General features: G+C 55.8%; 22 protein-coding genes, 1 tRNA gene and 1 pseudogene. 16 read left to right on the top strand and 8 right to left on the bottom strand.

Annotation, left to right across the window (positions count from 1 at the left end):
- Nucleotides 1–2 precede the first annotated feature (2 nt).
- From rimI to ACP4CD_RS22750, 3 genes are all read left to right on the top strand, one after another.
- Entirely contained in the window at nucleotides 3–557 is a 555-nt protein-coding gene (gene rimI, locus ACP4CD_RS22760; protein WP_281021033.1) for a ribosomal protein S18-alanine N-acetyltransferase, read from the top strand.
- A 69-nt stretch (nucleotides 558–626) separates the two neighbouring features.
- A complete protein-coding gene (locus ACP4CD_RS22755; protein ID WP_281021034.1) occupies nucleotides 627–1,403 on the top strand; it encodes a TIGR01458 family HAD-type hydrolase in 777 nt (258 codons plus the stop codon).
- A 623-nt stretch (nucleotides 1,404–2,026) separates the two neighbouring features.
- Nucleotides 2,027–2,659, top strand: coding sequence for a DUF1097 domain-containing protein (locus tag ACP4CD_RS22750; RefSeq protein ID WP_426992766.1), 633 nt, complete (start codon nucleotides 2,027–2,029; stop codon nucleotides 2,657–2,659).
- A 135-nt stretch (nucleotides 2,660–2,794) separates the two neighbouring features.
- Here the strand turns inward: ACP4CD_RS22750 and ACP4CD_RS22745 are convergent, their stop codons facing one another.
- The 4 genes from ACP4CD_RS22745 to ACP4CD_RS22730 form a co-directional block, all read right to left on the bottom strand.
- Nucleotides 2,795–3,397 carry a UPF0149 family protein gene (locus ACP4CD_RS22745; RefSeq protein ID WP_426992765.1) on the bottom strand — a complete coding sequence of 201 codons (603 nt, stop codon included), beginning with the start codon at nucleotides 3,395–3,397 and terminating at the stop codon, nucleotides 2,795–2,797.
- A gap of 468 nt (nucleotides 3,398–3,865) precedes the next feature.
- Nucleotides 3,866–4,105: a hypothetical protein gene (locus ACP4CD_RS22740; protein ID WP_426992763.1), complete on the bottom strand. Its 240-nt coding sequence runs from the start codon at nucleotides 4,103–4,105 to the stop codon at nucleotides 3,866–3,868.
- Nucleotides 4,106–5,192: 1,087 nt separating this feature from the next.
- Complete coding sequence (locus tag ACP4CD_RS22735; protein WP_426992761.1) at nucleotides 5,193–6,533, bottom strand: hypothetical protein; 1,341 nt, start codon at nucleotides 6,531–6,533, stop codon at nucleotides 5,193–5,195.
- Between the two features lie 141 nt (nucleotides 6,534–6,674).
- Nucleotides 6,675–7,244 carry a methyltransferase family protein gene (locus ACP4CD_RS22730; protein WP_064026194.1) on the bottom strand — a complete coding sequence of 190 codons (570 nt, stop codon included), beginning with the start codon at nucleotides 7,242–7,244 and terminating at the stop codon, nucleotides 6,675–6,677.
- 82 nt (nucleotides 7,245–7,326) lie between these two features.
- Between ACP4CD_RS22730 and ACP4CD_RS22725 the strand changes: the two genes are divergently transcribed.
- Both ACP4CD_RS22725 and ACP4CD_RS22720 read left to right on the top strand, forming a co-directional pair.
- The gene (locus tag ACP4CD_RS22725; RefSeq protein ID WP_426992759.1) at nucleotides 7,327–8,088 is read left to right on the top strand and encodes an ABC transporter ATP-binding protein; all 762 of its coding nucleotides are present in this window, start codon (nucleotides 7,327–7,329) and stop codon (nucleotides 8,086–8,088) included.
- 2 nt (nucleotides 8,089–8,090) lie between these two features.
- A complete protein-coding gene (locus tag ACP4CD_RS22720; RefSeq protein WP_426994724.1) occupies nucleotides 8,091–10,493 on the top strand; it encodes an FtsX-like permease family protein in 2,403 nt (800 codons plus the stop codon).
- Between the two features lie 16 nt (nucleotides 10,494–10,509).
- Here the strand turns inward: ACP4CD_RS22720 and ACP4CD_RS22715 are convergent, their stop codons facing one another.
- Entirely contained in the window at nucleotides 10,510–12,408 is a 1,899-nt protein-coding gene (locus ACP4CD_RS22715; RefSeq protein ID WP_313729621.1) for a HAMP domain-containing methyl-accepting chemotaxis protein, read from the bottom strand.
- A 388-nt stretch (nucleotides 12,409–12,796) separates the two neighbouring features.
- Between ACP4CD_RS22715 and gloB the strand changes: the two genes are divergently transcribed.
- The 7 genes from gloB (at nucleotide 12,797) to ACP4CD_RS22680 (ending at nucleotide 17,647) form a co-directional block, all read left to right on the top strand.
- On the top strand, nucleotides 12,797–13,564 hold the full coding sequence (gene gloB, locus ACP4CD_RS22710) for a hydroxyacylglutathione hydrolase (protein ID WP_426992758.1): 768 nt from the start codon (nucleotides 12,797–12,799) through the stop codon (nucleotides 13,562–13,564).
- Nucleotides 13,565–13,677: 113 nt separating this feature from the next.
- A complete protein-coding gene (locus ACP4CD_RS22705; RefSeq protein ID WP_426992757.1) occupies nucleotides 13,678–14,541 on the top strand; it encodes a glycosyltransferase family 2 protein in 864 nt (287 codons plus the stop codon).
- 192 nt (nucleotides 14,542–14,733) lie between these two features.
- The gene (locus ACP4CD_RS22700; protein ID WP_064031016.1) at nucleotides 14,734–15,309 is read left to right on the top strand and encodes a chemotaxis protein CheD; all 576 of its coding nucleotides are present in this window, start codon (nucleotides 14,734–14,736) and stop codon (nucleotides 15,307–15,309) included.
- Between the two features lie 251 nt (nucleotides 15,310–15,560).
- A complete protein-coding gene (locus tag ACP4CD_RS22695) occupies nucleotides 15,561–15,851 on the top strand; it encodes a hypothetical protein (protein WP_426992756.1) in 291 nt (96 codons plus the stop codon).
- A 418-nt stretch (nucleotides 15,852–16,269) separates the two neighbouring features.
- Nucleotides 16,270–16,827: a hypothetical protein gene (locus tag ACP4CD_RS22690; RefSeq protein WP_426992755.1), complete on the top strand. Its 558-nt coding sequence runs from the start codon at nucleotides 16,270–16,272 to the stop codon at nucleotides 16,825–16,827.
- On the top strand, nucleotides 16,824–17,105 hold the full coding sequence (locus ACP4CD_RS22685; RefSeq protein WP_426992753.1) for a VPLPA-CTERM sorting domain-containing protein: 282 nt from the start codon (nucleotides 16,824–16,826) through the stop codon (nucleotides 17,103–17,105). The genes ACP4CD_RS22690 and ACP4CD_RS22685 overlap by 4 nt, the downstream gene beginning before the upstream one ends.
- A 466-nt stretch (nucleotides 17,106–17,571) precedes the next feature.
- A tRNA-Lys gene (locus tag ACP4CD_RS22680) sits at nucleotides 17,572–17,647 on the top strand.
- A gap of 72 nt (nucleotides 17,648–17,719) precedes the next feature.
- On the opposite strand, the gene ACP4CD_RS22675 is transcribed toward ACP4CD_RS22680, so the two are convergent.
- The 3 genes and pseudogenes from ACP4CD_RS22675 to ACP4CD_RS22665 all read right to left on the bottom strand — a co-directional run bounded on the left by ACP4CD_RS22675 (nucleotide 17,720) and on the right by ACP4CD_RS22665 (nucleotide 20,131).
- Entirely contained in the window at nucleotides 17,720–18,148 is a 429-nt protein-coding gene (locus tag ACP4CD_RS22675) for a tyrosine-type recombinase/integrase (protein WP_426992752.1), read from the bottom strand.
- A 182-nt stretch (nucleotides 18,149–18,330) separates the two neighbouring features.
- Nucleotides 18,331–19,685 (bottom strand): annotated as a pseudogene (locus tag ACP4CD_RS22670) (IS1182 family transposase).
- Between the two features lie 77 nt (nucleotides 19,686–19,762).
- Nucleotides 19,763–20,131: a Sir2 family NAD-dependent protein deacetylase gene (locus tag ACP4CD_RS22665; RefSeq protein ID WP_426992751.1), complete on the bottom strand. Its 369-nt coding sequence runs from the start codon at nucleotides 20,129–20,131 to the stop codon at nucleotides 19,763–19,765.
- Nucleotides 20,132–20,965: 834 nt separating this feature from the next.
- Here ACP4CD_RS22665 and ACP4CD_RS22660 point away from each other — a divergent pair.
- Genes ACP4CD_RS22660 through ACP4CD_RS22645 form a run of 4 tightly spaced genes read left to right on the top strand, consistent with a single transcriptional unit; the run spans nucleotide 20,966 to nucleotide 22,837 of the window.
- Nucleotides 20,966–21,502 (top strand): hypothetical protein, encoded by a 537-nt coding sequence (locus tag ACP4CD_RS22660; protein ID WP_426992750.1) that lies wholly within the window; start codon nucleotides 20,966–20,968, stop codon nucleotides 21,500–21,502.
- A gap of 29 nt (nucleotides 21,503–21,531) precedes the next feature.
- Nucleotides 21,532–21,675: a hypothetical protein gene (locus tag ACP4CD_RS22655; RefSeq protein WP_426992749.1), complete on the top strand. Its 144-nt coding sequence runs from the start codon at nucleotides 21,532–21,534 to the stop codon at nucleotides 21,673–21,675.
- A gap of 26 nt (nucleotides 21,676–21,701) precedes the next feature.
- On the top strand, nucleotides 21,702–22,292 hold the full coding sequence (locus ACP4CD_RS22650; protein WP_426992747.1) for a hypothetical protein: 591 nt from the start codon (nucleotides 21,702–21,704) through the stop codon (nucleotides 22,290–22,292).
- On the top strand, nucleotides 22,238–22,837 hold the full coding sequence (locus ACP4CD_RS22645; RefSeq protein WP_426992745.1) for a DUF5625 family protein: 600 nt from the start codon (nucleotides 22,238–22,240) through the stop codon (nucleotides 22,835–22,837). The genes ACP4CD_RS22650 and ACP4CD_RS22645 overlap by 55 nt, the downstream gene beginning before the upstream one ends.
- Nucleotides 22,838–22,978: the final 141 nt, after the last annotated feature.

Raw genomic sequence — 22,978 nt, 5'->3', positions numbered from 1 at the left:
CCATGTGGAAATTGCTACACAAGCTGAAAGATGCCGTGATTTACGACGCCGACCGCGAGTTTTACGCCAAGGTATTTCCCGATTCGGTCGCGCCGCGCGACTTGCTGAGGCTGCGTAAAATGGACCACGCCGATTTACCGCGCGTGCTGACCATCGAAAATGAAAATTACGAGTTTCCGTGGTCGGAAGGCATTTTCAAGGATTGTTTTCGCGCCATCAATTACACCAACTGGGTCTGCGAAGCGCCGGACGACAGCATCGTCGGCTATTGCATCATCTCGGTGATGGCAGGCGAGGCCCATATCATGAATATCAGCGTCAGTCCCCGCTTTCAGCGCCAGGGCGCCGGCCGCAAGATGCTGGAGCATTTGATCGAATACGCCCGACCGCGCGCCGAAAAAATCTTTCTGGAAGTCCGCCCCAGCAACCCCGGCGCGATCGACCTGTACCGCAAAACCGGTTTTCGGGAAATCGGCGTCCGCAAGAATTACTATCCCGCCAAGCAGGGCCGCGAAGACGCCATCATGTTCGAACTCGATCTGGTGCCGCGACTCTAACACGGCCGCTTGACCGGGCCGGAAACGATGAGGTAAAACCCCGCACCAGGGTATCCACGAGACTTTCCGATGACTGTTTCAGAAATTGACGGCCTGCTGTTCGATCTGGACGGCGTTCTCTACGTTGGCGACGCGGCGATTCCCGGCGCGGCGGCGGCGCTGGCGCACATCCAGTCGTTGGGCTTGCCCCGCCGCTTCGTCACCAACACCACGACCCAATCGCGCGCGCAATTGGCGGCCAAACTGCAAGCCATCGACTTGCCGATCACCGCCGACGAGATATTGACGACTCCGCACGCCGCGCGCCTCTACCTCAAACATCGCGGCTACCGCAGCTGCCATTTTCTGGTCGCCGACGCGGTCAAGGATGAATTCGCCGAATTCAACGCCGCCGCCCAACAGCCGGACGCCGTCGTGATCGGCGATATCGGTTCGGCCTGGAATTACGACATTCTCAACCGGGTGTTCGAAATGGCCATGGCCGGCGCCGAGCTAATCGCCTTGCACAAAGGCAAATTCTGGCAAACAGCCGACGGCCTCAGGATGGACATCGGCGCTTTCGTCACCGGCCTGGAATATGCGACCGGCAAGACCGCCGCAGTCATGGGCAAGCCATCGCCGGCCTTTTTTGCGCTGGCCTTACGACAACTTGGGCTGCCAGCCAGCCGGATCGCTATGATAGGCGACGATATCGATTCCGATGTCGGCGGCGCTCAGCGCGCCGGACTGCAAGGTATCCTGGTCAAGACCGGCAAATACCGCGAGGCCTATACCCTAGCATCGTCAGTGCAACCCGATCTGATACTGGATTCGGTCGCCGAGCTGCCTCGGCATTTAGGACGTTAGCAAGCTTGCTGTGCTGAAACAGAACACTCGATTGCGAGCCGGCGTTTGGAAACGCAGGCATTGACGCGTGCAGCAAGCCGGGCTCGGCGGACAAGCCTCCGCCTTCACGGCCGGCGTAAGTCGCAGAGGTACCTAAACCGACTGTTTTCATCACGGCCACCCCTCGATTCTAACAAACTGAATTCGTTTTAACTCCCCGCCAAAGCCCATCGGCGCCGATGCCGATTTCCACACTCTAAAACCGGAAGGATTCCGTTTATTTGGGATTTCTGTTTCATCTAAGGCCATTCGAAAAGCCGAGGCCCGAACAGAATGCTGTTACCGAAAACGCATCCGATAATATAACAAGTTATTGACTTACCAATCTTTTAAACCTGCTCATTATTATTAACCTGGATTCGCGCCGAGATACGCAAATTTAGCGCGCTTATTCCCCTGAATACACATGCTTTAAGGCACTAGAAAAATCAACAAGGAATTTTCCCAAGTGATGCCGGGAATTATTCTGTCTGGACCTGATAAGTTTCGTCCATTTTGACGAAAAATATTATCATCGACGGAAGAGCTGTCAGCGTGACAAATTGTCGCATTTTCAATAAATAATCGGAGTGCTATATTTTGGATTGGTTAATTTTTACGAAAAAAATAACCTCGCCCCTGCGGCTGATCACTTTTATTTCAACACCCTTGATAATCAACAGGAAATTTCAAATGGAAAAAATTACAGCACTATCTCTGAGCATCGGCATTCTTTCTGGAGTCGCCACGTATTTTGCGGTGGCCCCGCGGCGGGCGTGTTTTTTATTTGGGCTGCAACGATTGCATGGGCGGCTTATTTCTTATTAGGCGCGGACCGAGAGGCGGCAATTAACACGATAATCAATGGAATTTTCGGAGTGTTCATGGCCTGGGTCACCGCATTATTGCTGCTGAAAATAGATCCGGAAATCTCATTGGGCGTCGAAATTACCACGGCATTAATCGTGGCGGGCGCGGTGATTGTACTGTGTCTGTCTGCGAATTTACCGCAATTCGCGATTATACCGGTTGGCGTTTTGGGTTACTCCTCCACCTTCGCTTATTTACTACAAACTCCCGATAAATTGAATCAGGAAGTTCTTTTAGGCGCATCGCTGAATAACCCGCTGTTGGTCATATCGATTTCGTTTATTCTCGGATCGGTATTTGGACATCTTTCGAATCAATTGGCCGGAAAACTTAGCAGTATTCCAAGCCCTCTGGTTAGAAAAAGATAAAACAGGATTAGCACCACCAGGCAAGGATGCCGAAACGCTTATACATTCAGCGAAGTCGAACAGCGAATTTGCATCCGCCCGCCGACTTCGCTCGAAGCTTTCCCCGCAACGATAGCCATCACGGCTTAGCATTGCTCAGCTCGAGGCCCTAGCACTCTGATGTGCTTGCAGGCGCTTCGACATCGTTGCCGCGAATATCCGCAAACATTGATACGCTTCGGGTAACGTCGGCAACACGGCAGCAAGAATCCGTTCGTCGCTGGCGCCTCCTTCAATATTACTGCCGATCCGCGACTTCAGTTGTTCCAAATTATCCAAATAACTAAGGTCTTCGGTCACCAATGCGGTAATAATATTAATACTTCCCTTGACAAGATCGTAACACTGCCCGGTTTCCTTGGCGATAATACCGCTTTGCCAGAAAGACCAGCGTAAGTTAATGCCCCTCAAGAATCCATAACACCAATGCCAAATATCAGCCATCGTCTCTTCGTCAATCTCGGAAAAATCGTACGGAAACTCTAGTTTATCAGCCAGCATCGACTTATTTGCCGACTTAACCACGGCGACTACCGCTTTTTTCAAGCGCTTAACTTGTCTTCCGTTTAAATCGGGTCTATCCCCCAAAAACAACTCCGCCATCCACTCGGATGGATCGATTATGCACGGCGTGATAGTCAGCGCATAAAAAAACCGGTTAATCCGGCTTTGTTCAAATGCAATTCCGGAAGAACGCATTCATTTAAAGAGAATACTAGCGTGTTTAATGCTTTATTATCGATCATAGCCTTAAATAATGGGTTAAGTTACTTGAGACCCCAAGAGGATATTGCTCAAACCTAGCGGTCTTGAAAGGACTTTCGTCCCCGAAAATGAAGGTAGCTGGAGCGGCTTTAGCCGAGATCAAGGCGTTCCTGACCTAGATATATCGGTGATTTTCCTAACGACTTTCATAGTAAAAGACAGCATTGTCAAAATGACTCGCCACGATTGCCAAAAAACCTGGATATGGTTTGTTTGACTTGCAACAGTAAAATCAATAAAACGTCCAAATCCGGATAAATCGGACCAACGACAGGCTCACAAATTTCACCGCCCCTTGAATAACCTCGATTTGCTCTATTAACTAAACAGGCGATGCTTTCGCCAGCCAATCCGTGGACAAAACGACTGTTTACCGCCGGCATCTATCGTTCGCCCTAGTCGTTAATTTGGCGGGATAAACTCGGTCGATGAAAATATCACAATCGGACGAAAGTTCGCGGCAGGGTAGCGGGGATCAAACTCGCCCTGATTGGCGGAAACTTCAGTTGTTTGCGCTTTTTGATCGCTCTCGTTGCCATCGGCGCTGTATATCAGCTTGGGCTGAAAGTAAGCCGCCGGATAGCTTTCAGAATGCACTGAAAAACTAAAGCCCAGCAGTACCAAACCTATCGCAAACCTCATCAGAAACCTCGCCATCGTTAATCCAAGAAACCCAAAACCGACATATTAATCCGGAGAATCAGCGCTTAAACGGCGTCAATCAACCTAGCGTCACGGCCCGCCCGATCCGAACGCCGAGTAGAAACGCGCCGCCGTGCGGCCAAAGCGCCAGCACCCAATAACGCCGCCATACCAAAGCAGGAAAAATGCCAGATCCCGCCAGAACCTATAGCATTGATTTTTATATTTTTTAAAAATAGAACAATCCAAGCCCGCAATCCATCCGTTTATTTTTTATGCACCTGTTAATTTTATAAACACTGATTTGTACAGTTTGCACGATGCCTTTGGCAGACCCATCTCGAATCCGCCGCGCGCCATACGCATCTGTCACCTTGGCGCTGTCGCGGCGACTCGAGGTTGGACACACGGAAGGCTCCCGAGTCAAATGAATCAACGCAAGACGAATTTGAACTGCGACAGGAGTGAATTTCGGTTCGGGAAGAATTCGAGCGCAAATTACTTCGCCTCACACCGAACGACGATGATCCGATGGAATTTAGGGCACGAGCGGCCGCGCCGCCTGCTAAAACGATGTGAACGGCGATTTGATTCGCGAGAACGAAACCCGCGAACCGGAAACCAATCCACCCGGCACACCGTTCGCCCCGTCGATCGCCAACGCGCAAGCATGCGGGTCCGAGCGGACAGTTCTGGAGGGAAAATATCGAGGCCGATCCCGGCGCGCTGAACAGCCGGGACGCTGACAATCTTAAATTGCCGCAAAATCTCACGCAGGGCGGATCCGAGTCCGGCGCGTCCGACGGCGCTCGTGTTATTGGCGGAGGGGGAATAGCGACGTTTGCCGGCAATCACCGGAAGACTCGTCGCCAAGCGGTTTAGTTGACGTCCAATGATTTGGCTGCGCCGCCTTGGATTTGACGATCGCGGCGGCCCGAAGTCCGCCCGACGGCAGGTTGCATACAACGGAAGCCAGCGACGCATACCCTCCAACAAGGCGTGTCCGCCAGCCCAATTCGCTGGCGGAGCGGCGCCTAAGGCCAATCTCGAGCTAATCGGCCGAGCCGGAGGACGGGGCTGGGCTTATTCAGCCCTTTTTGCCGAATTTTCCGAACAATCCGCGCAATTGGCCCTTGGCCTTTTCGGCGGCCTGCATCGCGTCGGCGGTGGCGGCTTCGAGTTGTTCGATCAACGGTTCCGCTTCGTCATCGTCGGCATTCGCTTCGCTTTTGCCCTTGCCGAGCAAGCCCTTGAACTTGGACATCGCGCCGCCAGCGGCCGGTTTTTCGGCGGGCTTATCCGCCGCGAGAGTCGGCGCGATTGGTTCCGGTGCCGGTTCCGCGCTCGGGGCCGGTGTCGGTTCGGCTTCAGCTACCGCGGGCTTCGGTGTCGAACCGCCGAATTTTTCGTCCAGCTTGGCGAATTTCTGCATCGTGCTGCCGAACAGCTTTTTCAAGCCACCGCCGGCCGGCTCGGCTGGTTTGCCAGAAGCCGGTTCGACGGCGATCGGACGCGGCGCCTCCACCGGCTTGGCGACGACGACCGGTTCGGGCTCGCTAAGCTTGACGGGCTCCGGTGCCGGGATCGGTGCGACCGGACTGGCGACCACCGCCGGCTTTTCAGGCTCCACGGCCGCTCTAACACTATCGCCGATACGCTCGCTAACCGGCGCGGGGGTTTCCGATTTTACGGCCGTCACCGGAGCCGGCGCGGGTACCGCCTTGACCGCAGTGGCGGTGGCTAGCTTCGCTTCCAGCTCGGCGACGCGCGCGGCGTCGATCCGCTGTTGTTGCGCTTGACGTTGCTGTTCGGCCAAGGCCGCTTCCAGTTCGCCGATTTGTTGAGTTTGCGACTCGACGCGCGCCCGCAATGCGCCGAGCAAGGCTTCCTTCTCGCCCACCTTGGCCGCCTCGTCCTCGCGGGCCTGTTCCGCGTCGGCCTTGGCTTGACGCTCGGCGGCCAGTACGCCGTTCAATTGCTCGGTAATTTGCCGATGCTGATCCCAAACCTCCTCGGGGTTGCCGCCGTCGCCGCCGGGTACCGGCAATCCAAAGTTCGCCGCCAGCCCCTTGATGGCGTCGGCGAGCCTTTGGTTGGCTTTAAGCATTTGCTGCTCCAACGCGTCGATTAATTGTGCCCGATTGGCGATTTCGGCATTGGCGGCGGAGACTTGCTCGCCGCTCTCGGTCAATTGCTGCTGTAAGCCTTCGATTTGCAGTTTGGCTTCGGCCAGTTCGGATTGCAGTTGTTGCAACGCTGCGGCCAGCCGGCGAAAACGGCCGTTCAGAAAACCGATTCGGATACTGTAAAAAATCGCGGTCAACAGCCAGACCGCGACGATCAGCGTGATCGCGTATTCCTGATTGGCCAGCGTCAACCGGTACCAGTCGGCGGCGATGGATTCGAGCATCGGCAAATAATCTTGCATAAAATATCCCGGTAGTTGTCGTTATTATTAAAAGGCGGGAAGACCGCGATGACTTCCGAATCCGATCGGGCCGGTTCGGAACCGGCGCAGTATATCAGTTTGTCGCGGTACCGACGCGGAGCGCCCGTCCGGTGGCGGCCTTCAATATAGCCAAGGCAACAGGCGCCAGCGCACCGCGCAATAGTCGGCGTGAGCCGCGCCGAATTCGGCCGCCAACATCGCTTCCTCGATCGCGATTCGGCCGCGCACGGCCAGGCCGATCGGCAGGGTTGCCGCCAATATGGCCAGACCATCGCCCATCGCCAAGCCGGCTCCGGCCAGCGCCAGCAGTAAACCGGTATAGGCGGGATGGCGCAGCCAGCGGTAGGGCCCGTCGACGATCAACTCGTGACGGGGCTGTATCGTGACGTCGGTGGTAAAAAATCGGCCTAGACGCTGGACCGCCAGATAGCGCAAGCTCAGACCGGCCGCGAAAATCGTCAGCGCCAGCGCCTGCCTGGGCAAATAAGCCACCGGCAGCGGCCACCACCATAGTTGTTTGGCGTACAGCGCCGCAATCAGACCGGCCGCGCCGGCCAGCCACAGGCGGCGTTGCGAATCGCGTTCGGCGGCGACACCATCGGTTCGGCCGCGCGCGGCCTGGGCCAAGCAAATTTCCGCCGCCAGCCAAGCCAACGCCAAAACCAACCATAGCAAGCGTACCGCCAACATATTTTCTCTCCAGAGACTCTCGAAAACCGGCGCGCGCCCGAAAGCCGCGCGTCGTGTACCATACCCTAATTTGCCGGCCGCCATGCAACCCATCATCCGACTTCGCCAGGTTTACAAAGATTATCCGCAGGCCGGCGGCTTGCAGACGGTGTTGCACGGCATCGACCTGGACATCGCCGCCGGAGAATTCGTCGCCATCGTCGGCCCGTCCGGCAACGGCAAATCGACGTTGCTGAATCTGTTGACCGGCATCGATCATCCCAATCGCGGCGAGATTTTCGTCAACGGCGCGGCGCTACACCACCTGAGTAACGCAAAGCTCACCGCCTGGCGCGGCGCCAATGTCGGCATCGTGTTTCAATTTTTCCAATTGTTGCCGGCTTTAAATTTGTGGCAAAACGTAGTGCTGCCGATGGATTTTCTCGGCAAGCTGGACAAACGCCGGCGCCGGGAGCGGGCCATGTCTCTATTGGAGCGAGTGGGTCTGGCCGATGCCGCCGACCGCCTGCCCAGCCAGGTTTCCGGCGGGCAGCAACAACGCGCCGCGATCGCCCGCGCGCTGGCCAACGACCCACCGTTGATCGTCGCCGACGAACCGACCGGCAATCTGGACGCGGCCACCGCCGATGCGGTGTTCGGACTGTTCGCCCATCTCAACGACCAGGGCAAGACCTTGGTCATGGTCACTCACAACGAAGCGCTGGCCGACGCCGCCAGCCGCAAGTTGGAAATTCGCGGCGGGCGCATCCATGCCGACATTGCCTGGCACGCGGCCTCGCCGAACAGGCCGGGATTGGAAGCGCCGGACGATCCAGCGGCGGACTGCGGAGCGGAAAGCGCTTGAACGTGTTGCGCTACAAAATCCTGGCCGACTGGCGCGCCGCCAAGGCGCGTAGTTTGTTGGCCGTCGTCAACATCGCGATCGGCATTTTTTGCGTCGGGACACTGTTCGGGATGATCACCTTGCTGCTCGACCGCATGGACGCCACTCATCGACGCTCGCAGCCCTCGCATATCAACCTGATTCTGCGCGGCGCGGCCGAGCCCGAACTGCTAAGCCGCTTACGCGCCATTCCCGGCGTGGCGGGTATCGACACCATGACACCGCTGTCGGTGCGCTACCGCCAAACCGGCAGCGACGAGTGGCAAAACGCGACCTTGATTCTTCGCCCGGATTACGCCGCCCAGCAATTCGACCTAACCACGCTGGAAAGCGGATCTTGGCCGGGCGTCGGCCAAGTCGCCGTCGAGAATCTGTCCCAGCAAGCAACCGGCTTGACGACCGGCGCGATGCTGGAGTTCGACACCGCCAACGGCCCGACCGGTTTTCGGCTCAGCGGCGTCGTCCGCCATCCTTTCGTCAAACCGCCCAAATTCGGCGGTCAGATACATTTTTTTGCCGACCGCGCCAGCGCCGCGTCGTTCGGCGTAGCGGACGGCTATTTCCGGCAGTTGCTGGTGCGCATCGTGCCGCCCTACGACGCCGAAACCGCCCGAGGCGTCGCCGCCCAACTCCGAAACTTGCTGGCCGAGCGGCATCTGCCGGTCAGCGTCACGTTGCTGCAAGACCCGGAAAAGCATTGGGGCCGTCCCTTTGTCGCCGGTATCAACTCGGTATTGCAAGCGATGGCCCTGGCGTCCCTGGCCTTGGCCAGCCTGTTGATTTTGAATACGGTATCGGCCCAGATTACCCAACAAACCGACCAGATCGGCGTCATCAAGGCGCTGGGCGGCGGCGGCGCGACCGTGGCCGGGTTATATCTCAGCGAAGTTGCTTTGCTGGCGCTGGCCGCGACTTGCGTGGCGATTCCGCCGGCGCTGTTCGGCGCCGATTGGGCGGCTCGCAAGTTGCTGGCCTTGTTCAACATCGCCGGCGGCGCGTTCTCGGTCGCACCCGACGCACTGGCTTGGATGATCGGCGGCGGTCTGATTGCCCCGCTACTGGCGGCGTTGCCGCCGGTGTGGCGCGGCGCGGCGATGACGGTACGGACGGCATTGGCCAGCTATGGCTTGGGTGGCGACTTCGGCGGGAACCGCTTCGACGCCTGGATCGAAAAACTCGGCGCGCGATGGTTGCCGACGCTGTATGCGGCGGCGCTGGGCAATTTATTCCGCCGCAAGGCCCGATTGCTATTAACCCAAGGCGTGTTGATCGTGGCCGGAATCATGTTTTTAGTATCGACCAGCCTGATCGCCTCCGTGAACCTGACGCTGGACAACGAAATGGCGCGTAGCCGTTACGCGGTTAAATTGGGTTTCAGCGTCGACCAGCCCGCGGCTAAGGTCGCCGAATTGGCCAAGTCTCTGCCGGCCACCCGCGATCTGGCGGTTTGGCAACGATTACCGGTGGAAATCAGCCATCACGGGCAAACCTTGCGGCAAACCGGCAGTCTGGGCCTGCAGATGCTGGCGGTACCGGCGGCGTCCACTCTTTACCGGCCGCTGATCGAAGCCGGCCGCTGGTTAGCGGACGCCGGCGAGCGGGAATTAGTCATCAGTGCCGACACCGCCGCGCTGAACGGTCTAAAACCCGGCGACAACGTTGATGTAAGGTTGGGGGCGAGCCGCCAGTCCTGGCGCATTGTCGGGGTCTACCGCTGGCTGGCCGGCAACAATCCGGCGGTCGAACCGGTTTACGCGCCGCTGGCAACGGCCCGCGAATTGGCCGGGACCGGCGAACTCGCTTCGTTTGCGCTACTGGATGCCGACATCGCCGACCCGGCCGGCGAAGACAACTATTTGCGCCGACTCAAGGACCGCTATGACAGTGCCGGCCTGACCTTGGACGTCTACAGCACCGAAGCCAAGCTGGCGCAGCGCCGCTATGCCCGCAACCAGTTCAATTCGGTATTGGGGACCTTGGCGGGATTGGCGGCGATGGTCGCGGCCATCGGCGGCATCGGCCTGTCCGGCACGCTGACGATCGCCGTGTTGCAACGCACTCGCGAAATCGGCGTGATGCGCGCCATCGGCGCGCCGACGCCGGCGGTGTTTCGGCTGTTTGCGATGGAAGGTTTGTTGCACGGCGGCTTGGCGTGGCTAATCAGCGTGCCGCTGGCCTGTTGGCTTGCCCAACCGATCGCCGAACGCTTGGGCACCGTCATGCTCGGCATTCGGCTGGATTACCGCTTCGACTATACCGCAGCGTTCTATTGGTTGGTATTGGTACTGGCAATCGCCGCGATCGCCGCCTACTGGCCGGCGAAATCCGCCGCCAAATTGACGATACGCGATTGCCTTGCGCATTGACGCGCTTGGACGCCGGCTAATAGCGCACGAATTGCCCTTCGTTCGGTAAAAAATCGGCTTCGAAGCGATCGCGCGCCGGCTTGGTTTTCGGCGGCCGTTCCGTAGCGAACTGGCGGGGGCTCGGCGGCTCTTCGTCCGCCAGCCGGAAGAAACTCATCAGATTTTGTAATTGCTCGGCCTGTCCGCTCATTTGTTCGGCGGTCGCCGCTAATTCCTCGCTGGACGCGGCGTTTTGCTGGGTCACCCGGTTCACTTGATTCATCGCCTGGTTGATTTGCCCGACGCCGACCGCTTGCTCGTGCGAAGCCGCCGCGATTTCCTGCACCAAGGCCGAAGTCTTGCCGATGGTGGGGATAATCGAATCGATCATCCGCCCGGCCAATTCGGCGTCTTGCACGGTTTGTTCGGCCAACTTGCCGATTTCCTGGGCAGCGGTCTGGCTGCGTTCCGCCAATTTACGCACCTCGGCCGCCACCACCGCAAACCCCTTTCCTTGATTTCCGGCCCTGGCGGCCTCGATCGCCGCGTTCAAGGCCAGCATATTGGTTTGATAGGCGATGTCGTCGATGATGCCGATCCGGGTCGCGATTTCCTTCATCGCCTCCACGGTTTGCTTGACCGCCGCGCCGCCCTCGACCGCCTCCTGGGCGGACTTGCCGGCCATCGCGTCGGTGACGGCGGCGTTCTCGGCATTCTGGTTAATACTGGCCGCCATTTGCTCGACGCTGGCACTGGTCTGCTCGACCCCGGCGGCCTGCTCGCTGGCCGACTGGGCCAAGACTTGCGACGTAGCGCTGACTTGCTCGGCGGCGTCGCTCAATTGGTCGGCCGCGACCGAAACCTCGTTAATCGTTTCCGACAAACGGATTACCGTTGCGTTGGCGGCCAATCGCAATTCCTGCAATTGGCCTTGATAATCTTCGTCGATCCGCCGGCTCAGATCGCCTTGCTCGACACAGGTCAACAGCTCGCGCACCCGGTCCAACGGACCAACTACCGCGTCCAACGTGGCATTGACACCTTCGATGATGCGCCGGTATTCGCCGCTATGCGCATTGGCGTCGGCCCGCACCGCTAGTCGCCCCTCGACGCCGGCGGCGGCCAAGGTCATCGCATCGGCCGCCATGCGCCGTAAATTGACGACAACCATTCGCAAATTGGCGGCAATGCTCAAGGTGTCGCCGGGCACGACCGGCACGTCTTGGCTTAAATCGCCGGCCGAAACCGCTTGCGCCAGTTCCGCCGCCGCGCTGGGTTCCATGCCGATCTGGGCCTTGATCGAACGGCCGACTTTCAGTGAAAACCAAACGCAAACCACCAAACCGGCCAGCAACATCACTGCGGTCAGATTGCGAACCGTCGCGTAATTGGCCTCGGCCAGATCGTTTTGCTGCTTGGCGACCCGCAATTGCAAATCGACCAGCGCGGATATTTTTTCGGAAATCGGGTCTATGGCCGGATACAGGCGTTGCACGGTAAACGCCGCCAGCGCGTTGCGGTCTTCGCGCTGCAAGATGGTCAGCAAATCGGCGAGTTCCCGGTTGGCGTTGGCAAATAGCGGTTCGATCTGCTTGATCAAATCACGCTCTTCATCCACCAGAGACGTCGACGTATAAGCCCGCCAAGCCTTTTCGACGACGGCGCCGGACTCCTCGATGTTCTTGCGAGCCTCTGCCCAACCGATGTTGCCGTTGCGGGCCTTGTGCGCGGTATCGACGATATTAACGGCATAGCGGTCGGCGATGGTCTTCAAGCTTTGTAGCGGGACGACCCTGTCGTTGTAGACGCTACTCAAGACCGCGTTGACTTCGGCCAGATTGCGAATGCCGAAAATGCACAACAGGACGGCCAATAGGGCCATGATGCCCGGCGGCAACAACAGCCGGGTATTCAGTTTCAACTCCGACAACGGCATACGCATCTCCAATAGTTCCGGTCAAATCAACCATCATGCCGTCTAACCGTGCAGCTATTCGGCGTGAACGAAGAGTTTAAAACCGACGACGGAACTGAAAGTCCTATGTAAGCCTGGACTTACAAAAGGTTTGCGCAAGTTCGAATAACCTGGGCCTTACCGAATCCGCCACCCGCAACGCAGTCATAATACTAGCCGATTTGAAGCTTTTGTCAGCAACATCGCCGAGCCTCGCCAGGCATTCAGTGCCGGATTTCGCGAGCGGCGACGGCACGAATCCAGCCAACGGCGCCGGACAAGTCGGCATGACCAGGCGTTGATGACCTATACGGCGGCGCTCCCCGGTAGTGGTAAAATCCATTATCCCGTCTTTTTTGGAATCGCCGCGATGCTGGAAATTTTGCTGCTGCCCGCCCTGACCGACAATTACATTTACTTGCTGCACGATCCCGCCGACGGCGCGACCGCCGCGGTCGACCCCGCCGAACCGGAACCTGTCGAAGCCGCTTTGCAGGCACGAGGTTGGCATCTAAATTACATTTTCAATACCCACCATCACGGCGATCATGTTGGCGCCAATCTGAGCTTAAAACGCTCAAGCGGATGCCGTATCGTCGGCGCCGCGGGCGACCGGGCCCGCATCCCCGGTCTGGACCTTGCCGTCGAAGACGGCACGACCTTTAACCTCGGGCGCGAGCAGGTACAGGTCATCGCCACGCCTGGCCATACCAGCGGCCACATTGCCTTTTATTGTCCGGACAGTTCGGCGCTGTTTTGCGGCGACACCTTGTTTTCGCTGGGTTGCGGGCGTTTGTTCGAAGGTAGCGCCGAGCAGCTTTGGCAATCGCTGCAACGATTCAAAACGCTGCCGCCGGAGACGCGGATTTACTGCGCCCACGAATATACCGAAGCCAATGCCCGTTTCGCGGTGGAAGTCGATTTCGACAACCCGGCCCTGCGCCGGCGCCAGACCGAAGTCATCGCGCTCAGACAAGCCGGACAACCGACCCTGCCCAGCACGATGGCGCAAGAACTGGCCACCAATCCCTTTCTGCGCGAGCAGGATCCGGCGATTCAACGACACTTGGGCCTGACCGGCCGGCCGGCGCCCGCTGTGTTCGCCGAACTGCGCGGCCTGAAAGACCGGTTTCGCTAAGCGCCGGCGATGTTAGCCCGCGCGAATTTCTGCTAGACTCGCCGTCGATTCGCAGCGTACCCACCGCGCCGCCACCGCCCAAACCCGCCGTTTTTTACCCACCCGCGCCCAACATGACCGCCCAACCATTGCTCAGCATCGTATTGCCCGCCAAAAACGAAGCCGAAAACCTGCCGACCTTCTTGCCGAAATTGAAGGCGCTGTATCCCGACGCCGAAATTTTGCTGATCGACGATGGCTCCGACGACGATACGGCCCAAGTCGCCCGAGCGGCCGGCGCCAAGGTCGTCTCCCACCCCTACGGCATGGGCAACGGCGCCGCGATCAAAACCGGCGCCCGCCATGCCAGCGGCGATATTCTGGTATTCATGGACGCGGATGGCCAGCACGATCCCGCCGACATCCCGATGGTGTTGGCCAAACTGGCGGAAGGCTACGACATGGTGGTCGGCGCCCGCTTGTCGAGCAGCCACGCCTCCTGGTTTCGCCGCACCGCCAACCGCTTTTACAACAAACTGGCGTCGCTGATGACCGGCCATAAAATCGACGACTTGACCTCGGGATTTCGCGCGGTCAGGGCCGACAAATTCCGCAAGTTCCTATACCTGCTACCCAACGGCTTTTCCTATCCGACCACCAGCACGATGGCCTTCTTTCGCTCCGGCTTCCCGGTCGCCTACGTCTCGATACACGCCGGCAGCCGGATTGGCAAGAGTCACATTCGCCTGCTCCACGATGGCTTGCGATTTTTCATCATCATCCTGCGCATCGGCGTGTTGTTTTCGCCGATGCGTTTGTTTCTGCCGATCAGCGGCTCGATCTTCGGCGTCGGCGTAGCCTATTACGCCTATACCTACCTCACCGAAAATCGCTTCACCAACATGAGCGCGGTGTTGTTTCTGTCGGCACTGTTGATCTTTATGATCGGCATCGTCTCCGAGCAAATTTCGTCCCTGCATTACAAAAACATCGAATGAACCGCGCCGGAACTTGGTCCAGGCGCCGGCCAAGCCGAACGCGCCAATCGGCTCAAGCTCGGCGGCGGCGCGAGATTGAGCCAGCCTAATACTTTGGTACTACGTTGGGTGGCTCGATTTATGTTAGAAATTAATCGACACTCGACAGTCTAATCGACCGAGCTACCGACTGACTTCTACCCCGATCCGACCATGTATATACAAAACCGCTCCGAAACCTACTTCGACCCCTACTGGCGTACCGCCGCCAGCAAAATCATTCCCGGCGAATATTGCGTCGCCCAAGCCGGCGCGGTCATCGTGACGGTGTTAGGCTCTTGCGTTACCGCTTGCATCCGCGACCGCGTCAAAGGTATCGGCGGCATGAACCACTTCATGGTAGCCAATCTGAACGAAGACCAACCGGTCGGCGAACGCCTGACAAATCTGGCCAGCGAGGCGATGGACAAATTTATTCAGCACCTGCTCGACATCGGTGCGGAAGCGCACCAGTTGGAAGCGAAAGTGTTCGGCGGCGGCAACGTGCTAAACCGCCTGAGCCGTAACAATGTCGGCGCCCGCAGCGCAGACTTTCTCCGCGACTACTTGGACGAACGCAATATCCCGATCGTCGCCTCCGACACCTTGGACATTTATCCGCGCAAAGTGTATTTCTTCCCCGCCTCGGGCAAAGTCCTGGTCAAAAAACTGACCGACGTCAAAAACGAAACCATCCTGATCAGAGAACAGGAATACAGTAATCGCCTGCTCGCGGGCGCTCTGATTTGATTCGCGGGGGGCCGACCGGGCTCGCGATAACACGGCAATGCCGTGACGGTTACCGCCTAACCCGGCCTAGCGGCGAACCCCAGCTCTTTTATCCCGCCGATTCAAGTACTCGAAGGTTAACGCGATTTTTTTCGCAACCGGCAATCCCCCTTTCCGCAGGGCATACCGGCATCGGCGCCTGCGGCGAGATCGGAAAACCAACACCATGCGCGCGATGCCGCTAAGCTAATCGTATTTGCCAGGAAACCGCCATGCGAAACTTGAATCTCGCCGTGCTCGTGCTATTCGCCACCGCGACCTTCACCGCCCAAGCCACCCCACCCGCCAGCCGCACCCTTGCTCTGGAGGACATCAGTCTCGAACGCATCGAAATTCAAGGCCTAATCCAGACTTGGAAACTTAACAAAGTGTGTATCGACCAGCAGGCTTATCTATTGCTGCTCAGGGGCCTCACCGAGCCGGTCGGCATCTCGCCGTCGTTCAAAAACGGCAAGCCGGAACAGTGTCGGCAAACCCTCAACGACAGCCCAATCGACGAATAACCGCGATCGAGCTACCGGACTCGGCATCGAGAATGCGTTAGCGGCTTCGCGATCCGCAAAGAAACCACGTCACCCCAGAACGGTTTTCCGAACGAAGAAGCCGTTCCGGCTATCGGTCCGAGACCCGACATTAAGCCCATCACGCGATTTAAATGCCACGCCCAGGATTAAGCAACACCGCGCGTGCTCGCAAACCGGGCTCTCCGGTTAAATACAATAGAGTAATCGATCAAAGCCGAAAGCACTTCAAGCTTGCTCGTTGGCAACCGCCGGATGTGATAAATCGAACTATTCTCGACCCAAGCTTTCAGCTAGATTGTACGTGCAGTTGTTGAGTAATCAACCTGTTCCGCCGCCGACTGCGGTTAGCGGCAATCTTCCGAGCCTTACTTCTTCCGAGCCTTAATAAGGGGGCCATATGATCGCTAAATCCCGATATCTTCTCTACCTGTCCGTGGGATTATTCCTGAACAACACCAGCTATGCCGCACGGTTAACCGAACCGGGCATTAGCGTGTCCGGCAGCGGCACGCACTGGTTTAAGGTTTGTTCGACGTGTCCGGACGACGGTTCCAGCGCGTCCGATTCAAAGGGCGGAAATGGTTATCCAACGGCGACGACCGAATTCAACGACATTTATTCTTGGTTTGCCGAAGGCTCCTTAACCGGGGCGCAATCCTTACCCATCCTGAAGGCTTACGCTAAAACGAACGTCCCCAATACCATCGGCTATGTCTCCGCGACCGCCACCGCTCAGGGCCTGCAAGCCTACCACTACGCCGGAACCGAGTCCCAAACCTACACCATCACGTTCTCGGTCAGTGGCTTGCTTAGCGGCGATACCACCGAATCCATCACCGCCGGCATGAACGTCTGGGGGGAATTTTCGACCCTTACGCAGAACTTCCCGGCTCAATGCTTGGCGGAGACTTCGTCAACGCGCACGCCGATCCCCTGGTTAACAGTACCGCGTTGAACGAAAGCCGAGCTATCAGTTTCGATCTGGTGCCCGGTCAAGACTTCTTCATCACCAGCTATATCACCGCCAGTGCGTTTTGGGCGGACGGCAGCGATATCGCCGGCACCGCGGACGCGGCGCATAGTATGACAGCGCAATTCACGGCAGGCGATTCAACGATGCTGAATACCCTGACAACCAGCGTTCCGTTACCGCCTTCGGCTTGGCTTTTGCTCAGCGGCATCGCATTCCTCACCTATTCACCGAACAAAAATCGCAAAGACTCGAAAATCTAGGCCGTCTAGGGCTAACGCCGGTAAACCCCGGCCATACCGGGTTTTACCGGCGTTAATAAAAATAAATCATGAAAAACCCAGTGCCGCGCCCCATGATTCAGCCAATTCGCTGGTCACAAAGCCATTTCCACCCTCGGCTAACCTCCAGCCACACGTGGCGTCGAGCATTTTTGCCTAGCCGACCACGGCGATTCGACCCCACCAGCCGGAGCGGCTTAAACAACTCGGCCGGAGTGCAAACCTAGGTTTGCACTCACTCCAATCCGACGATTTCCGGACGTCACACTCCGTAACGAGAAATTGAGAGGATTGGCTTAACAACGTCTCAGTCAGGGCCTACGCCGCCTATTCGAATGCGTTTTTTGGACGGTTCAGGGACAAGCTTTACTCGCAAGTGTACCGTTTCCAAGGTTTCACAGTAAAAGCTTGCAAAGAAAAAAAACCGATATAATGATCGAATTGATTGGGGTCGTTAGCTCAGCCGGTAGAGCACCGCACTTTTAATGCGATGGTCGTGCGTTCGAATCGCACACGACCCACCATCGAATAAGCAATAAAAACAAGCTGTTAGGCGAAAGCCTCACGGCTTTTTTTATGCCTGTTAACCACCACTGTCAACAAACTGTCAACGCCGGGTTGATTTGCAAAATCTCCCTTAGGTAGTCAGGGGCAAGGTGAGCGTACTTCATGGTCATGTTCAAAGTGGAATGGCCGAGAATCTTCTGTAGCGCAAGAATATTTCCACCGTTCATCATGTAATGACTAGCAAAGGTATGGCGCAAGACATGCGTTCTCTGGCCTTCCGGCAGGTTTATACCCGACTCGTAAAGCCGGCGAGTGAAAGTCGAATAGGCGTCCGTGAACGGCCCTTGCTGCAATCTCGTAGTTAGTCGACCATATAGGCCCTCGGACAACGGCACAGACCGGGTCTTTTTAGACTTAGTCGCGTGATAGTGAACCATGTTGTTTGAAAGATCAGACAGCACCAGGCTTTGAGCCTCACCCCATCTGGCTCCGGTGGCCAAGCAAACCAAGGCAATCAAGTAAGCATCGGATTCGCTTTTTTCTAGGAGCCTGTCGGACTTAACTTACCAGCACTTCTGTTGTCATCCAGCTCAGCGAAGACGGCGGTCGAAGGAAGGATTTGCCACTGGTTAGGCGAGCGTTTTGGCGTTGGATTCCGATAACGCCAATCGAGCCTTTTGCTGGCCAATCGTTTCGACCATTAGACGACCCTCGCCAAGATATGCATCCGTTTCAAGTTGAAGGCCATGGCCACCAGTTTCCACTCACCGGTGACCGCATCCAGACCGCGTAAGGAGAATTGGCGAAAGCCGAGTACCTGTTTGATGATCCCGAACACGGGTTCCACCGTGCATTTGCGCTTGGCATAACGGGCTTTGCCTTCGCGGGTTTTCAAGTACCAAGCCATCTTTTCCAGCGGATCGTCGCCAGTCGGTTCCGGCGCATCCGGGGCTAAACGTTCCGCCAACGGCCGATGATGACTGTCACGGCCCATGGCGATTAAAGGTTCGATCCGGTTTCGTTCGCAAGCCTGGACGTTGGCGGCACTGAAGTAGCCGGTGTCCGCCAGTAGGGCTTCGGCTTGGCCCAAGGCGTCGGGCAGTTTTTTCAGTTCGGCCAGCATCGGCTCAACTTGTTGTTTGTCGTTGGTCTGCTGCGTGACCGTGGTGGCCACGATCAGCATCGTATCGACATCGACGGCGGCCTGACTGTTGTAGCCTTGCACAAAGCCTTCGTGACTCGGCAGGATGCGCGATTCCTCGTCGGTCAGGTTGATTTGATCGTCGGGCTTGGGGCCGGCTACCGGCGCCTTGGGTTCCGGGCCTCGCGGCTTTTGGCCAGCTTGCCGCTGGGCTTCCCGGCGGGACACCTTGTCCTCGTATGCCTGTTCGGCTTGCGCGTCGCGCGGTTTGGCCCGCTCGGCGATCTTGGCTTTCGCTTCACGCAAGGCTTTCAGCCGGTCTTCCCGCCGCGCCAATTCGTCCGGCAGATCAAGGCCGTCCCGGTCGTCCACCGCGTCGGTTTCGTCGGCCTTTTGCAGTAAGGCCTGAACTTCGTCTCGTAGCTGTGCTTCGAGCTTTTCGATATGGCTGTGGGACAAGGCCTTGTGCTTGGAGGCATTCGCTTTGAGCTTGGTGCCGTCCAACGCGATTTGCCCCAGCTTCACCAACTTCATCGCTTGCGCCAGACTCAGCACTTGGACGAACAGGTCTTCCAACTCGACCAGGAACGTCTTGCGGAAGTGAGCCAGGGTATCGTGATCGGGATGGGTATCACCAGACAAGAAACGAAACGCCACCGAATCGTAGGTGGCCCGTTCGATCTTCCGGCTGGAAAACACGCCGGTGGCGTACCCATAGACCAGCAGTGCCAATAATATCGCCGGATGGTGCGCCGCCGAACCCCGACCTTGATAGCGGCTCGTCAACCGGCTTAAATCCAACTGCTCGATGACTTCGACGACAAAACGCGCCAAGTGATCCTCCGGCAACCATTCGTCCACCGAGGGGGTAATAGATAGACTTGATGGCGGTTGACAGGAATGAATCGACTCATCAAGGGCTCTCCCGGTTGCTGGTTCTTTCTATACCACCTATTTTATCTAACCAAGTTACCGAATGGACTATTGGCTTTTAAGTCCGACAGGCTCCTAGGTATGAAAAGAGCTTTTTAATTTCGTCGGTCGAGAGAAACACCGTTTTCGGCTCAGATGCCTTTATCTGTTTAACGCCGGAAAAATGATTTTTACCATCGTACTGGCCGGATCGCATCAAGTCATTGAACACCTTGGCGCGACGCCATTCATACCAACCCCAGACTAAGGCCGGATTAGCCCGAAAACCGTTCTCACTGGCTAATTGCTGGGGATCGTATCGCGCCCATAGTCCGGTCATGGCATCGCGAAACGTCGGAATGCCCGATTCAGCGGACACCCCGGCGCCGGTCAAAATAACCAGATGCTGGGCATCGCGTAGGGATTGGATTAAGCGGTCGTTGAACATAAGAGATTTCCTTACGTGTTAGGGTTATAAAATTTGGCTGTTGAGCCGTTTGCAAGGACCTAGTAGTTTTGCTCAGCTGACCGGATCGAAAGCACTGTATGGCGGTGCTAATCAATTCGGTCACTATCAGATCAGGATTGCAGTTCTAATCTTCATATGATCCGCCTAGCGGGGTTTACCAGAGCTCCTTTTCAGGATTGTCAGACTAATGCCTTCTTCCGAGGCGCAAACCCGTTCGACGGCGTTAATCAACTCCTGAATTTCTGCACCCGAATAGTGGGTGGTAATGTCGCCTGACTTATGGTGCAACAATACTTTCCGGGTTTCCAGGCTCACCCCAGCGGAGCGTAAGCGTCGGCCAAAGGTATGCTTCACAAGGCGTCAAGGTCTTGGTACTGGAGCCCAGCGGCCAATTCGCCGTCGGCCGGCAAGCCGCTGATTTGAACCATCCCGATTTAATCGACAATCAAAGCACCGATTTCGTTGATACCTCCGACCATTCGGTTCACGCTACCGCCGTGGGTAACCAGGAAGGATTTAATCCTATTCGCCCTGGGACTAGCGCTGACGTAAAAGACTTATAAATCCGTGACTAGCGAATAGACCAATGCTTGAATCAGCTGACTTCAGCCGATGTCATTGATTTGTCATTTTTATAAAATACGATCTTGTGCACATCTTCATTCGGTTCGCTTATTTGCGCCAACATGCCCCTCAAAAAAATACTGCTCGTTCTTAGCGTTATGGCCCTGTCGGTACTGGGTTGGTACATCTACACGCCGCCTTACCATTCACCGCGCGAGTATCCGCCGCTAGCGGGCCGATCGGCAACGCATGGATTTGCAGTTGTTCAACGAGCTGGCGGTCAACGGTTCAAGGCCGCCGCTTTATACGGTCGAAAGGCGCCGGCAATTGATCCTGGACATGGCCAAACAAGGCTTCGAAGTAGCCGATCTGGCGTATCAACTGTTGAATATCGGCCCCACCGTTAATTCCGGTCGGCATTGGCTGATGCCGTGGGAGCGCTCGGCTTACCACCATTTGCGCAGGCTGGCCGACGCCGGCGACCCATCGGCGCAATGTTTGGCGGCGTTGGTGATCGCCCGCTGGGATTTGGACATGCGGAATTACGAACGTTATGTCGTGCAGGCGGCGAATGCCGGGCAGCCGTATTGCACCAATATATTGAGTGGGTTGTTGACCATACATATTGGCCCACAAGAGCCTATACCAACATCTTATTGGCAAACGATTCCCCAGAATGATCTCAAAGGCAGAGAATTAAAGCTATTGGCTGCAAAGATGGGGGTAGAAACAGCACAATTATATCTGGTGAGTTTTTTTCACAGGGGATTCAAGGTTATCCATTAAATATTGGTAAAGCAACGTGTTGGCTTAGCTTGGCAGAACAAGCAGATACGGGTGGAACTCTGAAAGAAAAATCCAATTTGATTTGGTTAACTCAACAGGCGCAAGGAAAAGGCATCGATATTTCGGAACATTACGACCCAAAGCAATGGTGTGAAACCAAACTGACTAACTGATTAAATATTTATACAAGGAACTGGATATGGCAGGTCAAACCGTTCAACAATGGACAAATCAATACAACCAATTACGTCAGAACTATATTAGCGTTAACAACACAATAAAAATTTATTCTAAAGGCGACTCTCCCGCTCTATTCGAAGCCCAACGCCTGCAACTCCGCTTGGAATATCAAATCAACCAGCATATCGATTCAGCCTATACGCCGGAGTTAATAGATACATATCAAGCCTACCAAAATCAAAAAATTGGAATCCAAACTAACATCCCCATAGACGGTATCCTCTACAACAACATTGGCCAACCGCTGATCTGGGACCCCAATACCCACTGGGGTCAGTTCAATCAATTTCGCGAGATCCGAAGTTTTATCCGCAGTGTGGCCGACTTTCATCTGGCGAGTTGGATGCAAGATTCAAAAGCGGATATTGTCGCGTTGTTCAACGGATTAATAGGCGAAGCGCTAGACCCGTCCGACAAACTATTCGGCCCCGTTCTGGATATTCCCAGTCCGGCTTTCCGCTTGATGGCGTTGCAAATGTTTCTAATAGCTCCGGCATGCCTGTTCGCCCTTCTGTCAAAGCCGGTTTTGAATTGCGAGATATTTATATGATTTTAATTAGACAAAAAGTAATACAGCGCAATACCCGTGGATTGTTTTCCCTTATTTCTCTACTGATTTTTGCATGGCTTTCAGGCTGTTCCTTTGAAAGAGAAAATGGTTTTCATAAGCCGCCATTAGAGATGCCGTTTGAATTACAGAAATTAGGCTCTAATATTGAAATTGAAATGCATATAACAGAATATAAAGAATATGTATTTGCCCTTGACTTCATGTACAAAGAAAATGATCAAGCGGATAGAGATCGAGTTAAAAAACTAGTTGGCGATAGTTCACACGATGGTGATTTTGGTATTTTAACACCACTGCATTTAAAAATTAGCGCTATCGATGCACTAGAAGGTAAAACAATTTTAGATCATGAGTTTAAAAAACTGAAGCTTGTGTCGTGGGGGGCGGACAACTTTGAAAAACATATTACAGGAATAAAATTGAAGCCAGGCAATTATTTAATAATGATTGAAAGCCTTAGTAATATTCCAGAGTTAGTCGGAACCCAAGTAACATTTAGAGTTGCTTATAGCACAAGGCTATAAGTTAACTTTAATTAAAGTATCTAAGGAAAGCGAACATGCCAACTCTAACTATCAATATTGAATCAGCAGGAACTCCCTTAAACACAAACACACCATCATCTTCCAATGTTGGTCATATGTGGTTCTCGTTAACTAATAGCC

Origin of the sequence: Methylomonas stagni, from assembly GCF_050154735.1 — a bacterium.
Taxonomy (GTDB): Bacteria; Pseudomonadota; Gammaproteobacteria; order Methylococcales; family Methylomonadaceae; genus Methylomonas; species Methylomonas koyamae_A.
The sequence above is the reverse complement of the archived record's forward strand: the minus strand, read 5'-3'. Positions and strand labels throughout refer to the sequence as shown.

Coding starts and splice junctions, on each gene's coding strand:
- rimI (WP_281021033.1), top strand. CDS start 3: ATGTGGAAATTGCTACACAAGCTGAAAGATGCCGTGATTTACGACGCC.
- ACP4CD_RS22690 (WP_426992755.1), top strand. CDS start 16,270: ATGATCGCTAAATCCCGATATCTTCTCTACCTGTCCGTGGGATTATTC.
- ACP4CD_RS22740 (WP_426992763.1), bottom strand. CDS start 4,105: ATGAGGTTTGCGATAGGTTTGGTACTGCTGGGCTTTAGTTTTTCAGTG.
- ACP4CD_RS22755 (WP_281021034.1), top strand. CDS start 627: ATGACTGTTTCAGAAATTGACGGCCTGCTGTTCGATCTGGACGGCGTT.
- gloB (WP_426992758.1), top strand. CDS start 12,797: ATGCTGGAAATTTTGCTGCTGCCCGCCCTGACCGACAATTACATTTAC.
- ACP4CD_RS22745 (WP_426992765.1), bottom strand. CDS start 3,397: ATGCGTTCTTCCGGAATTGCATTTGAACAAAGCCGGATTAACCGGTTT.
- ACP4CD_RS22735 (WP_426992761.1), bottom strand. CDS start 6,533: ATGCAAGATTATTTGCCGATGCTCGAATCCATCGCCGCCGACTGGTAC.
- ACP4CD_RS22645 (WP_426992745.1), top strand. CDS start 22,238: ATGCCTGTTCGCCCTTCTGTCAAAGCCGGTTTTGAATTGCGAGATATT.
- ACP4CD_RS22705 (WP_426992757.1), top strand. CDS start 13,678: ATGACCGCCCAACCATTGCTCAGCATCGTATTGCCCGCCAAAAACGAA.
- ACP4CD_RS22725 (WP_426992759.1), top strand. CDS start 7,327: ATGCAACCCATCATCCGACTTCGCCAGGTTTACAAAGATTATCCGCAG.
- ACP4CD_RS22715 (WP_313729621.1), bottom strand. CDS start 12,408: ATGCCGTTGTCGGAGTTGAAACTGAATACCCGGCTGTTGTTGCCGCCG.
- ACP4CD_RS22730 (WP_064026194.1), bottom strand. CDS start 7,244: ATGTTGGCGGTACGCTTGCTATGGTTGGTTTTGGCGTTGGCTTGGCTG.
- ACP4CD_RS22650 (WP_426992747.1), top strand. CDS start 21,702: ATGGCAGGTCAAACCGTTCAACAATGGACAAATCAATACAACCAATTA.
- ACP4CD_RS22700 (WP_064031016.1), top strand. CDS start 14,734: ATGTATATACAAAACCGCTCCGAAACCTACTTCGACCCCTACTGGCGT.
- ACP4CD_RS22665 (WP_426992751.1), bottom strand. CDS start 20,131: ATGTTCAACGACCGCTTAATCCAATCCCTACGCGATGCCCAGCATCTG.
- ACP4CD_RS22695 (WP_426992756.1), top strand. CDS start 15,561: ATGCGAAACTTGAATCTCGCCGTGCTCGTGCTATTCGCCACCGCGACC.
- ACP4CD_RS22660 (WP_426992750.1), top strand. CDS start 20,966: ATGGATTTGCAGTTGTTCAACGAGCTGGCGGTCAACGGTTCAAGGCCG.